The 12,621-nt window shown below is 63.6% G+C and carries 13 protein-coding genes and 1 pseudogene; 1 reads left to right on the forward strand and 13 read right to left on the reverse strand.

Annotated elements, in window-relative coordinates; all coding sequences use genetic code 11:
* Positions 1-13 precede the first annotated feature (13 nt).
* The 12 genes from QRN42_RS03390 to mpaB all read right to left on the reverse strand — a co-directional run bounded on the left by QRN42_RS03390 (position 14) and on the right by mpaB (position 9,967).
* On the reverse strand, positions 14-718 hold the full coding sequence (locus QRN42_RS03390) for a DUF1129 domain-containing protein (protein WP_284978086.1): 705 nt from the start codon (positions 716-718) through the stop codon (positions 14-16).
* Complete coding sequence (locus QRN42_RS03395) at positions 719-1,495, reverse strand: hypothetical protein (protein ID WP_284978087.1); 777 nt, start codon at positions 1,493-1,495, stop codon at positions 719-721.
* Positions 1,492-2,202, reverse strand: a complete 711-nt coding sequence (locus tag QRN42_RS03400; protein ID WP_284978088.1) for an ABC transporter ATP-binding protein — start codon at positions 2,200-2,202, stop codon at positions 1,492-1,494. Before QRN42_RS03400 ends, QRN42_RS03395 begins: the two co-directional genes overlap by 4 nt.
* On the reverse strand, positions 2,199-3,884 hold the full coding sequence (mpaP, locus tag QRN42_RS03405; protein WP_284978089.1) for a daptide biosynthesis intramembrane metalloprotease: 1,686 nt from the start codon (positions 3,882-3,884) through the stop codon (positions 2,199-2,201). Before mpaP ends, QRN42_RS03400 begins: the two co-directional genes overlap by 4 nt.
* Positions 3,881-5,026, reverse strand: coding sequence for a YcaO-like family protein (locus QRN42_RS03410; protein ID WP_284978090.1), 1,146 nt, complete (start codon positions 5,024-5,026; stop codon positions 3,881-3,883). The genes mpaP and QRN42_RS03410 overlap by 4 nt, the downstream gene beginning before the upstream one ends.
* Positions 5,026-5,853, reverse strand: a complete 828-nt coding sequence (gene mpaM / locus QRN42_RS03415; RefSeq protein WP_284978091.1) for a daptide-type RiPP biosynthesis methyltransferase — start codon at positions 5,851-5,853, stop codon at positions 5,026-5,028. The genes QRN42_RS03410 and mpaM overlap by 1 nt, the downstream gene beginning before the upstream one ends.
* A gap of 82 nt (positions 5,854-5,935) precedes the next feature.
* The gene (locus tag QRN42_RS03420) at positions 5,936-6,073 is read right to left on the reverse strand and encodes a daptide-type RiPP (RefSeq protein WP_284978092.1); all 138 of its coding nucleotides are present in this window, start codon (positions 6,071-6,073) and stop codon (positions 5,936-5,938) included.
* Between the two features lie 68 nt (positions 6,074-6,141).
* On the reverse strand, positions 6,142-6,267 hold the full coding sequence (locus QRN42_RS03425; RefSeq protein WP_284975119.1) for a daptide-type RiPP: 126 nt from the start codon (positions 6,265-6,267) through the stop codon (positions 6,142-6,144).
* A 55-nt stretch (positions 6,268-6,322) separates the two neighbouring features.
* Positions 6,323-6,466, reverse strand: coding sequence for a daptide-type RiPP (locus tag QRN42_RS03430; protein WP_284978093.1), 144 nt, complete (start codon positions 6,464-6,466; stop codon positions 6,323-6,325).
* The gene (mpaC, locus tag QRN42_RS03435) at positions 6,463-7,695 is read right to left on the reverse strand and encodes a daptide-type RiPP biosynthesis dehydogenase (RefSeq protein WP_284978094.1); all 1,233 of its coding nucleotides are present in this window, start codon (positions 7,693-7,695) and stop codon (positions 6,463-6,465) included. Before mpaC ends, QRN42_RS03430 begins: the two co-directional genes overlap by 4 nt.
* Positions 7,692-8,981 (reverse strand): daptide-type RiPP biosynthesis aminotransferase, encoded by a 1,290-nt coding sequence (mpaD, locus tag QRN42_RS03440; protein WP_284975122.1) that lies wholly within the window; start codon positions 8,979-8,981, stop codon positions 7,692-7,694. The genes mpaC and mpaD overlap by 4 nt, the downstream gene beginning before the upstream one ends.
* Positions 8,978-9,967 carry a daptide biosynthesis RiPP recognition protein gene (mpaB, locus tag QRN42_RS03445; RefSeq protein ID WP_284978095.1) on the reverse strand — a complete coding sequence of 330 codons (990 nt, stop codon included), beginning with the start codon at positions 9,965-9,967 and terminating at the stop codon, positions 8,978-8,980. Before mpaB ends, mpaD begins: the two co-directional genes overlap by 4 nt.
* 459 nt (positions 9,968-10,426) lie before the next feature.
* Between mpaB and QRN42_RS03450 the strand changes: the two are divergent.
* Positions 10,427-11,586, forward strand: a pseudogene (locus QRN42_RS03450) (globin domain-containing protein).
* A 219-nt stretch (positions 11,587-11,805) separates the two neighbouring features.
* Here the strand turns inward: QRN42_RS03450 and QRN42_RS03455 are convergent.
* Positions 11,806-12,249: an SRPBCC family protein gene (locus QRN42_RS03455; protein ID WP_284978096.1), complete on the reverse strand. Its 444-nt coding sequence runs from the start codon at positions 12,247-12,249 to the stop codon at positions 11,806-11,808.
* Positions 12,250-12,621: the final 372 nt, after the last annotated feature.

Consider the following 12,621-nt stretch of genomic DNA (forward strand, 5'->3'; position numbering starts at 1 on the left):
GTTGGGCAGTTTGTCAGGTGAGGTCGCGCTTGGAAAACACGAGACAAGCCGCCGTGGTCATCATTAGAAGCCAATCCACAGCTCCCAGCAAAGACGCCGATGCCGGTATGTGGAGGGCCAGCTGCTTCGCCCAGGCAAGGGACTCGACCGGGAAAAGCAATGGCCGGATCTGTTCCAGCGAGTCCGGCAGCAAACCCGGAAGCACCAGCGTGGCCGGTACCACGAACAGGCTTACAAGGTGGTTGCGAATGAGTGACCCGAAGGAGAATCCCCAGAGGCCGCCGATGCAGGCGATCGATACGAACGCCAGAACGGTGCCCATCCCCTGCCCTGTTGGTTTGGACGTGGCCGATAGGAACAACCAAACACCGCCACCGATTGCTCCGCCGCCAAGCCCTGTTGCGAGCGTTGCTGTGGCTGCCCGCCCAGTGAACACCGCCCCACGTTGAAACAGGAGCACCCGCCGGGCGATGCACCCGGCACCGAAATCCCGGGTAAAGGAGAAAGAGCCTACGACGGCGGCTCCGGTCAGTGTGAGTGAGAACGCTGAGTCGAGCAGGATCGTCACCGTTCCCGGCGTCGGAGTATTCGCCTCGAAACCGGAGGCAACAACCAGCAGTGCCATGAACGCGGCCACCACAAGGACCCCAAGTGCGGAGCTTTTCCACAACCACGGCCGTTGTAGGTCCGAAAGAAGGGCAGGGACTGCAGCACCCATTCAGCCCTCCCGGCCCTTCACAACCCGGGCCGCGCAGGTTGCCAAAACGGCCACCCAGGCAACAGAAACCAGGAGAGCCGGGAATGGCCGCAGCAAGTGGTCCAGCGGCAGCGACAAGATTCCCGCCAGCGCCCCGGAGGGGAGCCACCGGCCAATACCCGGCTCGTTCACGATGAGCGGCAACTCAAGGGCGAACGGAACCACCAAGGTGAGTAACGCCGTCGCGTAGTAGTTCCGGACGATCCAGCCCAGCGAGCACCCCCACAGTGAGCTCAAAAGCGAGGCCACCAGCAATCCGGGCACTTCACCCAGAGACTCGGAGGTGAGGAGCTGGGCGCTCGTTTCGCTGGGCACGGCCAAGAAGATGCTCCCACCCCAAAGGAGAACTCCTGTTGCGGCCGTGGTCAGTCCTACCACCGCCGCGGCAGCGTATTTCGCAACGAACACTTGTGTCAGTCCGGACATCACCACGCTCCGCCGGAGGGTCCCGTAATAAGCCTCCCGCGCCACCAGGTAGCTTCCGGCGAAACCTGCCACAGGTGCGTTACTCGCCGCCAACGCCCAGAATGTCTGGATGTTGGTCGCCGCTGAGAGTGCCCCCGAGTTGTCCGGCCAACCCAGGAAATTGGCCACGAACCACGGAACCAAGCCGCTGAAGGCCAGGACCCCGAGGACCGAATACCCGCTGACATAACGGAGGAGCTCTGAACGGACGCCCCGGGACAAGACACCCTCGGTCAGGACACCTCCGGACAGGGATGAACTGTCCGCGTTCACTGGGTGGCCGCCAAGATCTTGAAGTATGCGGATTCCAAGCTGCCGCCCCCGAGCAGTTTGGCTTCTTCCAGCGATCCCATGAAGAGGGTTTTCTGCTTGAGGATGACCACGTGGTCAGCGATCTGCTCAAGTTCCATGAGTTGGTGGCTGGAAACCAACACGCTCCCTCCCGCTGCGGCAAAGGATTTCAGGAAGGTCCGGAGCCACTGGATACCCTCCGGATCAAGGCCGTTGGCGGGTTCGTCGAGGACCAAAAGCTGCGGATCACCAATGATGGCCGAGGCAATTCCGAGCCGCTGGCGCATACCCAGTGAATAATTCTTGACCTTCTTATGTGCTTGGCGCGTCAGGCCCACCTGCTCCAACACGCGGTCAACATTTCCTCGGTCCACACCGGCAGCAAGCTGGCAGACGCGCAGGTGCCGGCGGCCCGTAAGCGCTGGCTCAATATCCATTCCGTCGAGGTTGACGCCTACCCTGGTGGCCGGCCGGCGGAGTGCCCCGTATGGGCTTCCAAAAACGGTTGCGCTCCCTCTAGTAGCCTCAAGCAGCCCCGTCAGACCCGCGAGTGCGGTACTTTTCCCGGCACCATTGGGGCCGATAAGCCCCACCACTTGCCCGGCCAGTACATCGAATGTCAGGTTTTCGACGGCGAACCGTCCCCCTCTCTTCTTACTGAACCCTTCGAATCTGGCATGGACGGTCATGGCTGCCCTTTCGTCGGTTGGTGCGTCTGTCCGGTGCGCGGCCACAGTGGCGAATCCGCCGCGGTCTCCCAGAGCCATTGAGCCAAGGTGGTTTGCCGCTGGCTCTCCACTACCGCCCGTCCGGACGCAGGAAGATTCGCAGCATTTGTGAGGATGCCCGGGTACGCCGCCACGGCCAGGCTCGTCCTGCCGAAGTGGACGGGCACCACCGTCTCCAGCGGGGCCGTAGAGTTCGACGGCGGCTGGTCGCCAACGGTGGCCGTGCCGAGGTTGCGGTGGATGATCATCCCTTGGGATTGCAGCGCCACGTGGTCCCCGGCATCCAGGTGCTGATTGCTTGCTTCCAGCGGCACCACGATCCTCAGTTCGCCATGCACCACTGTGTATCCGGCAACGGTTTCCGGTTTGACAGGGATCAAGAGCAACAGCGCCCCGACGGCTAAAGTGCCTGCCAGAACGCCCCAGCGCCGCCACCGAGGACTGCCTTGCCTGGCCGCCGAGAGGAAGAACCGGGCAGCAGCCTTCACTACCTGCACCACCATCAGGCCCAGGGCCAAGAACACGGCCACATACCCGGCAAGTCCCAATTGGAGGAAGATCGGTACGAGCCGTTGGAAGCCCACAACCATGAAGGCGATCCCGGAGATGAAACTTGCCAGCCCGAACCACGGAAGGATTCCCTTGCTCCGGAAGCTCGGGGCTGAACCCAAGACCCGGTGGCTGACCAGTTCAGCGAGTGCCTCTACGGACTTTTGCCGGAGGTGGGGGATGTCCACGGCCGACATGAGGGCCACATATCCGTCCAGCTTGATGAACGGGAACAGGTTGAGGATGGCCACGGCGTAACAGATCGCTCCGTACAGGATGGTGGCGTCCTTGGCGGAAGACGCCGCAAGGAGGGCTTGGCCTGCGAGCGCAACGCTTCCCAGCAAGAGATGGACAAAGGGTCCGGCCAAGGCAACGAGGACTCGCTGCCTCCGGGAATGCAGCCGCCATCCGTCAGTGACATCGCAGAAGAAGGCCGGCGAGAAGTAGAACAGCATGATTCCGATGCGCCGCGGGGTCCCACCGAAGTACGTGAGAGCCATGCCGTGGCCGAGTTCGTGCAGGAGCGTGGAGACGAACATTGCCACTGCAACCATCAGGTATGCCTCAAGCGGAAGCGGTTCGGAGAGAACGCGCCAGATGCTCTGGCTTGCACCTGCAGCTCCGACGATGCCGCCGCACAGCAGGGCTCCGAGGAGGACTGCTGAACTCGGGCGAATCAGAGCTGCGGCCCCGGGTCGGAGGAACTGCAGAAAGGGAGCAGGGTTGAAGAGTGTCAGCTGTAGCGTCAAGGGTGCTTTGAACTGGAGCCGCCGCGTGGTCCCTTGGCGAGCGCCGACGTCGAAAATTCCGGTGTGTGCCAAGTGGCGAACCACACCCATGACGTCAGCCGCTGTCCACGGCTGGCCCAACTGTTGGGCCACGTGCGCGGGATCTTTGCGTCCGTCCACGGCCTTCAGAACGGCCGCGACGTCGGCTGAGACGCGGGCTTTCGGCACGCTGTTGATGGAAACTATCCAGGGACCGCCGTCCTGGAGGGGCTCATCAATGGAGGCAGCGGAAGCCAATTGCACCGGCCACTGCGCAGCACCGAACTTCGCCCTCTCCGCGGTGCGACCATTCTTTGCCGCCTTCATATCAGCGGGTGGGGCACGGAGCGGATGGGTGAGCCCGGCAGCTTGGACTCGTCCATGGTCAGGGGTATGGCCCCGGAGCACACGGCCTTTCCTGTAATCCAGCCGAGTCGCTGGATCTGCACGGGAAGCCTGTGCGTCAGGTCCACCCACTGCGGGCGGATCTTTCTGGACGCAAGGTAGCTCACCAGCGTTTCGACGTCGGGCGCGGTGCCACCTTTCGGAAGCGACGCCGACCGGAACGATTCCGCCCAACCACGCAAGTGCTCAACCGCCGGCTCGGTGGCCCAGAAGGCGGCGCGTGATTCGTCGTCGGACACTGCGGAGACGGGAGCTGGTGGCTGTTTCCTTGCCAGGAACAATTCGCGGATCTGGAGCCCCTCCTGCAAGGCGCCGCGCAGCGCGGCGATCGGGTCCGACGATGCTTTGATGCCCACGGCGCCAAAGCGTCCGTGACCGGCTTCCCCGATGATGATGCACACGGCCGTTTCCAGCGGACGCCCGCTATGCGGAACGAAGGCCAGGATCGGTTCGACGCCGGCCCTGTTCGCCGCGTCCAGCAACGACACAAGAGTTCGCGCACCGGGTTCATGCCGAGCTTCCGCGCGAATGACCGCAACGTCTACGCGGTGCAGTGGGCATTGCTGGTCCCAGGCTCCAAGGAAGGCGTCCCGTTCCAATACTTCCGAGAGCCCTGATATTTGCGCGAACGTCTGTGACGGACCCGACGCAGCGCCGTTCGGCGAGGGATCGAAGGACGCATCCCAAGTGGTCTGCTCAGTTGCTGCGGGCGCATAGTCCACCATTGGCGCCGGAACCCGCGACGTTTCCCCGGTGATTAAGTCGATAGCCGAATACCAAGGGACGCCGTCGGACTCCGTCAACGGGGCGGAGTCCCCCCGCGTCGGCACCAGCGCGAACCGCTCCACTGCTTCCCCGGCTCCCCTGGTCAGGGAGGCTCGCCGGTTGACGTCGAAAGCGCCGACGGCGGACGCGAGACTGCGGGACTCAGTATTTGCGAGCAGCCCAACCGTTCGCCACAGGCCCACGTCATTGGGAAGGTAAACCGTGGACTCGGACACGAGGCCCAGCGCAGGATCAAGGGTGCGGAGAGGATCGAGGGTGGGGAGAGGATCAGCGTTCATCAGCCACACACCCACAGTTCGACGTCGTACTGACCGGGTACACGGCTGGTGATCCGCACCGGCCGCCGTTCAAAAATCCTGAGCCCCGCGGAGGCGATCTCCTCCTCAATGAGGTCGTTGCTGACAAAGGCAACCTCGCTGGTATATGCCGAGGCCCGGTACGTGCCTCCCTCGTTGAAGCACACGTGGATCATGGTCACCCTGCGCGCGCCGTTGACCGGATCACGGTTCTCCACGGTGATTAGGAATGAGTCCTCGCCGATCGTCGAAACGGTGGTTCCGCCGTCGTTCCATCCGCCGTCCTCGCCGCAGCCTTCATTGCCGTCCGCGTTAAGTACGGTCAGCAGGAAGCGACCCTCCGGCGCCAGGCATTTCCGGACGCGGCGGAAGAGTTCACGCCGACCGGCCGGATCAAGGAGAGTGACGCAACTGGCGCCGAGAACAACGCAACCGTATGCGTCGTCGGGCTCGAAACGGGACATGTCGGCCTCAACCAGTCGAACTGCCGCAGCGCGCGGATTGAAGGCGCGCGTAGCTCCTCTTTCGCGCAACAAGGAGAGCATCTCCGGCGAAGAGTCGACGGCGGTCACGGAACGCCCCAGCGCCAGCAACGGACGAGTGATCCGGCCCGAGCCCGCAGCCAGTTCGAGGATGGGGCCACTGGTTCTTTGCGCGGCGGCGAGTATCTCGGGGAGTTCGGTGAGGTCGTTGGCTGTGACTTGGTCGTAGAGGCGTGATCCTGAGACGCTGTACAGGTCCTCGGGCGGATCGACGTGGCCCAGGACCCGCAGGATGGCGTCGGCGGTCTTATCGGATGCGATATTCATCAGCTCGTGTTCTCCGGGAGGTTGGACATGGAGGGGGTAGACGCGGGCGGGGGCGGAACGTTGCACCGCCCGCGTGTACCGGCTAGGTAGCGGCGATTCCGACGACGATGCCGGCGATGATGATCACGTCACCAACGCGGATGTACCACGGTGTATCGTCCGGGGTGTCGAGGTTCTCCAGTTCTTCGATGCTCAGTTGGAGATTCGATGGTGCGCTCATTGATTCCTCCTTTCCGGTGCCTGTGTAGGGAGTGGTGCCGTGTTGGCCGTGGTGCCGTAGGGCCCGGGCTACGTGATGCTGACTGCGATCAAGCCCAGCGCCACGCCTTGGGAGACTCCGATGAACCAGTTGTTGAAGTCCGGGGTGTCCATGGACTCGATTTCCTGGATGGAAATGTTGAGTTGGTCCTGCATGTTCGCTCACCTCCCTTCTTCGCGAGTTGAATGGCCCCGCCTGGACTGGCGGCCGCTAGGTGATGCTGACGGCGATACCAACCAGCGCCAGGCCAACGGTGATCCCGTGGATCCGCTCGCTCCAGTCATCCGGGATGTCCAGGCTTTCCAGCTCCTGGATGTGGAGGTCCAGTGCTTTCAGTGCAGTGCTGCTGTTCATGTGCTCACCCCCTCTCCCCTGCCACTCGTAGGTTGCCCTTCGGGCATGGCAAGTTCGGTGCGGCTGCCACCCTCAGCAGTCCCGACCCTCAGCACGTGCTGGATCTGGGCCACATCGATGCCGCGCAGCATGGGAAGGACTCCGCCCCAGCTCTGGATGGCGGCGTCGCTGGTCTGCATCAAGGTCTCTTCGCGGAGGGTCGGGAGCTTTGCGATGCCCCAATGGCGCCTGAGTTCGTTGATGCCGCTGGCCGGGTTTGATGCGAGAGTCGGTTCTACTTCCCTGACTGCCGCCCACAGTTCATCAAGGCGCCCACGGTCACCCCAGGCTGCGGTGCCGTTGACGATCTCTTCCCAGATGGGCCCGATCACGGTTGCCGTGGCGGTCATCTTGCGGACACCCGTGACGTAAGCGAGTTCGTTGGCCACGTACCAGTGCTTGGCGCCGTAAGGATTCCGACCCGTGAGCGACCAACCGGTGTGCGTCTCCATGCTGAGGCGGGCCGCGGCCAGCCTCATCTCGGGAGCGTCCACGTGGGCGAGCCGCAACCCCAGCCGGATGATGCGTTGCATAAGCGAGTAGGCGTCGTCGTCAAATCTGTTGGCACTGCTGCCCGTCAGGGTTCCCGCCACCCTAAGGAACGCCTCGAGCAGACCCTCCAGGACCAGGTGCCGGGGCAGGGTGGCGAGGTGTCCGCCGTCGAGCACTGCCACGTCACCTGAAAGGTGAGGCGAGGCTATGAGGCGGCGTCCGACGGCGGTGTCCAGGCACGCGACCCCGCTGACTTCCGCACCGGTCCCCACGGTGGACGGTAGGAGGACGGTTTTGGGACGTTCTTCGTTGTTGCGGATCGCGGGCAAAACCAGCAGGCCGGAGCGCTTCGCATGGACTTCGGCGAGATCGGCCAGCGTTGGGTCGGCGGTGAACACGGCGGCGAGCTTCACGGCGTCCAACACGGATCCGCCACCGAGCCCGACGACTGTTTGCAACCCGTTTTCGTGGAGGAAGTGGCCCACCGTCCGGAGGGTTTCGCGGGTGACGGGCATTGCGTCCAGGCCAAGAACCGGCACTCCTTTGAGGCCGCCGGCAAGGAGCCGATCCCGGTGTTCCGGGAGGGCGTTGTCCACCACCAGACCGGTCCGGCCGCGGGTGAGTGCGCCGACGTACTTGGCGGACACTCCGTGGTCGAGGATGACGCAGCGCGTATTCCACGTGCGGTCGGCGATCATGCGAACACCCCATCGCGCTGGGCCCTCGCCAAGCCTGCCGTGATCGCGCGGTGTAGTTCCTCGAAGTTTGCTTCCGTGTAGGTGAGCGCGGGCAGTAGCTGGATCCGGCCCGGTCCCGGCTGCACAATGGCTCCCGCGCAGTGGATGCGTTTGACGACGGCGAGCACTGCGTTGGCGGAAAGGGGCAATCCGTTATCCGTGAGGAGCTTGATCCCCCGCATGCAACCACGGCCGGTGGAGTTGCCAACGCCTTTGCTGGCTTGAAGCTCGGTGATGAGCTTGTCCAATCCGGCTGACACCTGCTTGTTCAGGGTTTGATGGTCCAGCCTTGTCATCTCCTCGATGGTGGCCAGGATCGCGGCGCAGGTAGCCGGGGTGCCGGCTTGGGTTTCACCGTGGACAAAGACGGCCTCGTTCTTGTCGAAGGCGTCCGTGACACGTTGCGCGATCAGCAGTGCCGCGCACGCGCTGGTCCCGTTGGTGAGTCCTTTTGAGGTGACTACGACGTCCGGCGCTTCCCGCCATTCATCGGACGCGAACCAGCCGCTGACGCGGCCGAAGCCTGTGGCGACTTCGTCGGCGACCAGGAGGAAGCCGTGGTCCTCTCGGTGCCTCATAAGCTGTTCGATGAAGCTCGCCGGGACCACTTCCGCCCCCGATCCGAGGACCGGCTCGATGATCACGGCGGCGATCCTGTTGCCCTCCCTGCGCATCAGTAGCTCCAGTTCAGCGCCGTCGTCGTCGAACCTGATGTGTCGGATATTTCGCCGGTCGACGCCGTACATCGCTTGGCCAAGCTCGTCGCCGCTGAGGGCTTGGCTTCCGTAAGTCAGGCCGTGGTAGCTGCCGCTGAGTCCGACGACGAGTTTCCGCTCAGGCTGTCCGTTGAGGACGAAGTACTGCCGGGCGAGCTTCATGACGGCGTCGTTAGCGGCCCCGCCCGAGGTGGAGAAGACGACGCGCTGGAAAGGGTGCGCGGGGAGGTTCAGGAGTGCCGTGGAGGCGTGGATTGCTTGGCGGTGGGCTGTGCGGAACAGGGGAAGGTAGGAGGCTGCTTCGAGTTCTCTGTGGATGGCCGCCGCAATGCGTGGGTTGCCATAGCCGAGGTTGGCGTTCCACAGTCCGCTCTTGGCGCACAGCCTGCGCTGCCCGTCCTCGAAGGTGACGCGGACGCCGTCGGCCTTAACGGCTGTGTAGCTGTCCGCGGCGAAATCGTGCTGGGTGACGAGCGGCACCCACAGCGGAAGTTGCGTCCTCGGAGTCGGGAGGATGGGCACCACCGTCATGAGCGGGTACCGAGGATGTCGACGCCGAGCTGCGCAAACCGGGCGAGCACCGCGTGCGCGGACTCTTCCGCCGTCGCCGCTGTGACGTTGAGGGTGGGAGCGACTTTGGTTGCCGCCGCGCTGACGTTCCCAATGTTGGAAACGGCCTCGATGATGGCCGCGGCGTCCTGGCCGACCTTGAACAGCCTGCCCGTTGCGGTGTCCAGGAGGGTGTGGTCCATTCCCCTCTTGAGGATGAAGGGCGCTGTTGCTCGAGCGAGAGGGTCGCTGATGCTGGCGCCGTAGAGGCTCAGTCCGAAGCCCGCCAACCTCGTGCTGTCGCGGTCTTGCCGGGGAACGAACTTCCAGGCATCCAGGGCAGCCAAGTAGCGCGGGATCCAGGACTTGGCCGCGATGGAATCCTGGATGTCCCAGGGATAGAAGACGGCGGCAACAGCCGATTCCGGCCGGAGTGCGATGGCCCTCACCCGGAGATCCGTGATGACGTCCCCCACCCGGCCGATGGTGGATCCGTAGGGTCCCGTGCGGATGGACCCGTCGGCGGCGATGTGGAGCCGGGCCAGCATGAGGGTGTCCCGGGTAGCGCCGCTGAGCAAGCCCCGCTCTGCCAGCACTGCGTTGACCTCGGTGAGCTGGTGCACGAAGTGGCCGGAGATGCGAGCCTGTTCTGCGTCGTCGAAGAATGCTTGCCAGTCTTGTTCGGTGGTTATCCTGACGACAGTCACGCCCACCAGGTTCACGAATGGAATGGCCAAGTAGTCCTGGATCTCCAGGTTGAGGGTGCCGTCCACCAGAAGTTCTTCACCGCCGACGTCGAAGGATCCCCGGACCGGGACTATGTCCGGATCTTCCTTGTCCCCGTTGAGGACCAGAATGGTGGAGCCCTCGCCGGCCAGTGTCTTCGCGTAGGCCGCGTGCTCGGGACTTTCGACGAAAATGACGTGGCCGGGGATGCGACCCGGGATCCCTGTGATCCACTGATCCACAGCGGCGGCAATGGTATGTTGCTCAGTCAGCTTCAATGACCCAACCCCCAATAGTTGTTCACGTGTTTCCTGCTGCGGTCCCGGTGGTGATCCGGGGTCCGCGCTCTGGGAAGGACACTATGGGCGGGTGGAGCGGCCACAGGGTTGGATGGAGAAAACTAGGTGGTGAAGGGGCGGGAATTAGGGGTGAATTGAGGGCACCTAGGTGGCACGAACGGGTGGGCTAGGTGGTGCAGAGCGGTGAGATTCTTGGAACACTCGATCCGGGTTTGTTGGCCGCAACGGCCACGGACCGCCGTTTCCGCCCGCGCCATTGGCGAGCCCATGCCTGGGAGGCCAGCCGATTCGCGCACCTTTTCTACGCAATGTAGAACTGAGTCATAAATACTTGTATTTCAAAATGAAAGTATTTAGACGCAGTCCGGGCAAAGATCCCGGGCCACTAACTCAGGAGTCAGCATGCTCTCGGACAAGTCCTTCCCGGTTATCCAGGCCACTCTCCCGCTCGTCGGTTCCCGGAGCGGAGAGATCACCCCCAAGTTCTACAACCGCCTATTCGCGGCGCCTCCTGAACTCATGGACGGGCTCTTCAGCCGCTCAAACCAGCGCAACGGGGCCCAGCAGCAAGCCCTGGCCGGAAGCATCGCCGCTTTTGCCAGCCATCTCGTGACCCATCCGGGTACTTTGCCGGAGACCGTGCTGTCCCGCGTCGCGCACCGCCACGCCTCCCTCGGCATCACGGAACAGCAGTACCAAGTGGTCTACGAACACCTCTTCGCGGCCATCGCCGAGGACTTGGTCGAGGTCATCACCCCTGAAATCGCCGACGCCTGGACCGAGGTCTACTGGCTCATGGCGGACGCGCTAATCAAGCTCGAGAAGGGCCTCTACGCCGCACAGGCAAACGGTGTGATGTGGACCCCTTGGCGGATTGTCGCCAAAACGCCAGCTGGCACCGGCTCGATGACCTTCGTGCTGGAGCCGGCGGACGACACACCCGTCACCGAAGCGTTGCCTGGCCAGTACGTCAGCGTCAAGGTCACGCTGCCGGACGGTCTGCGCCAGGTCCGCCAGTACTCCCTTTCCGGCGACGCGGGCACCACACGCAGCTTCACCACCAAGCTCGACGACGGCGGCGAGGTCTCGCCCGTGATGCACCGCGACATGAAAGTGGGCGACGTCATCGAAATTTCCAACCCCTACGGCGAAATCACCCTAAACGAGGATGAGGGTCCGGTGGTCCTTGCCTCGGCCGGCATCGGCTGCACCCCTACCGCATCCATCCTGCGCTCCCTCGCCGAAACCCGCTCCGACCGGCAAGTCCTGGTCTTGCACGCGGAAAGCACCATGGACAGCTGGGCGCTGCGCTCCAAATGACCGAGGACATCGAACGCCTTGACGGCGCCGACCTCCAGCTCCGGCTCGAGCAGCCCGAAGCCGGGTCGAGGACCGGTTTCATGTCCCTGCTCGACGTGGACCTTCCCGCGAACGCGTCGCTGTACCTCTGCGGTCCGTTGCCGTTCATGAAAAACATCCGCAATGAGGCCATCAATGCCGGCATCCCGGCGACGAAAATCCACTACGAGGTCTTCGGCCCGGACATCTGGCAGGCCAGCTAGGTCCAACCGGCCGCAGCTTCGCGTTGCTTCGCCACGGAACTCCCGGGCGGAGGTTCGTCCGCGCCCGTCGTCAGACCGTTTGTCCCGGGGCAGGTACGGCGGGCCGGCCCCCCGGCGCATCGATGCGTTGAAAAAGCCTCACCTAGCCAGCCTCCTCGGTCAGCGATTGGCGCGCTCAATCCTGTACTAAAACGTCTGTCACAGATTTCCCCCCGGGTGTTACCCGTGGGCCTCGAGCCGCACCTTGAGACGCCTGTGGCTGGCCGGAGCACCTCGCGCCGCGAGTCGACGTACGGCCGGTACGAGCGCCTTGCCGACGCCGTGACCCTCGAAATCGAGCTCGAAGGTCACCCTGGACCTTGTGCCGTTGTCGAGCGGTTCGACATCGATGCTCGCATGAGGCCGGATCGGACCGTCGATGCCGTGTGCGGCGAACCGATGCGGCGGCTCGTCCTCCGTGATCTCCTGTGTCATCGTGCGCTCGTTGGGGCCGATCCGACGGGTGGTGGTGAACCGCGAGCCCAACTGCCGGCCGCCCGCGCCTTCAAAGTGCACCTCAAGGACGTCAACCTGCCACTCCGGGAAATGCAGCGGGTCGCTCGCATACACAAAAACGTCGACTGGTGGACGGTCGATTTCTATGGTGTTCGTGAGTGCTGACACTCCTCCTCCTCCCACTCCTCCATCATCCCACCGTCCAACCGAATTCGATCTTGCGATTATCCATGCCTCAACGGGCACCACTAGTCGGCTTCGGCAGCGGATCACGGCGAACGACGGCGCGTCCTTGACGACCCCAACCCACTCTCGGCTGCCTTGAACAGCCCATGGATTTCCGCCGTGGAATGTTGACTGCCCCGGCGCCCTCCCGTACCCCAAACACCCACCTCCTCACCCACCCCCTTGACTCCCACCCCCGCCTTCCCTAAACTTTTCATAAAGCAGAATCTAAATTCCACAAAGCGGAAACTGAAGCCAAGCACCAAGGCAGCAGCCAAGCAACGGAGGATAGATCCAAGCCCCTCCTCGGAAGGA

Source organism: Arthrobacter sp. fls2-241-R2A-200, from assembly GCF_030209745.1.
In the GTDB taxonomy this organism is placed as follows: Bacteria; Actinomycetota; Actinomycetes; order Actinomycetales; family Micrococcaceae; genus Arthrobacter.

Excerpts from the sequence above, each read along its gene's own strand:
- QRN42_RS03420 (WP_284978092.1), bottom strand. The coding sequence starts at position 6,073 with ATGAGCGCACCATCGAATCTCCAACTGAGCATCGAAGAACTGGAGAAC.
- QRN42_RS03410 (WP_284978090.1), bottom strand. The coding sequence starts at position 5,026 with ATGAACGCTGATCCTCTCCCCACCCTCGATCCTCTCCGCACCCTTGAT.
- QRN42_RS03400 (WP_284978088.1), bottom strand. The coding sequence starts at position 2,202 with ATGACCGTCCATGCCAGATTCGAAGGGTTCAGTAAGAAGAGAGGGGGA.
- mpaP (WP_284978089.1), bottom strand. The coding sequence starts at position 3,884 with ATGAAGGCGGCAAAGAATGGTCGCACCGCGGAGAGGGCGAAGTTCGGT.
- QRN42_RS03390 (WP_284978086.1), bottom strand. The coding sequence starts at position 718 with ATGGGTGCTGCAGTCCCTGCCCTTCTTTCGGACCTACAACGGCCGTGG.
- QRN42_RS03430 (WP_284978093.1), bottom strand. The coding sequence starts at position 6,466 with ATGAACAGCAGCACTGCACTGAAAGCACTGGACCTCCACATCCAGGAG.
- QRN42_RS03425 (WP_284975119.1), bottom strand. The coding sequence starts at position 6,267 with ATGCAGGACCAACTCAACATTTCCATCCAGGAAATCGAGTCCATGGAC.
- mpaD (WP_284975122.1), bottom strand. The coding sequence starts at position 8,981 with ATGACGGTGGTGCCCATCCTCCCGACTCCGAGGACGCAACTTCCGCTG.
- mpaC (WP_284978094.1), bottom strand. The coding sequence starts at position 7,695 with ATGATCGCCGACCGCACGTGGAATACGCGCTGCGTCATCCTCGACCAC.
- mpaM (WP_284978091.1), bottom strand. The coding sequence starts at position 5,853 with ATGAATATCGCATCCGATAAGACCGCCGACGCCATCCTGCGGGTCCTG.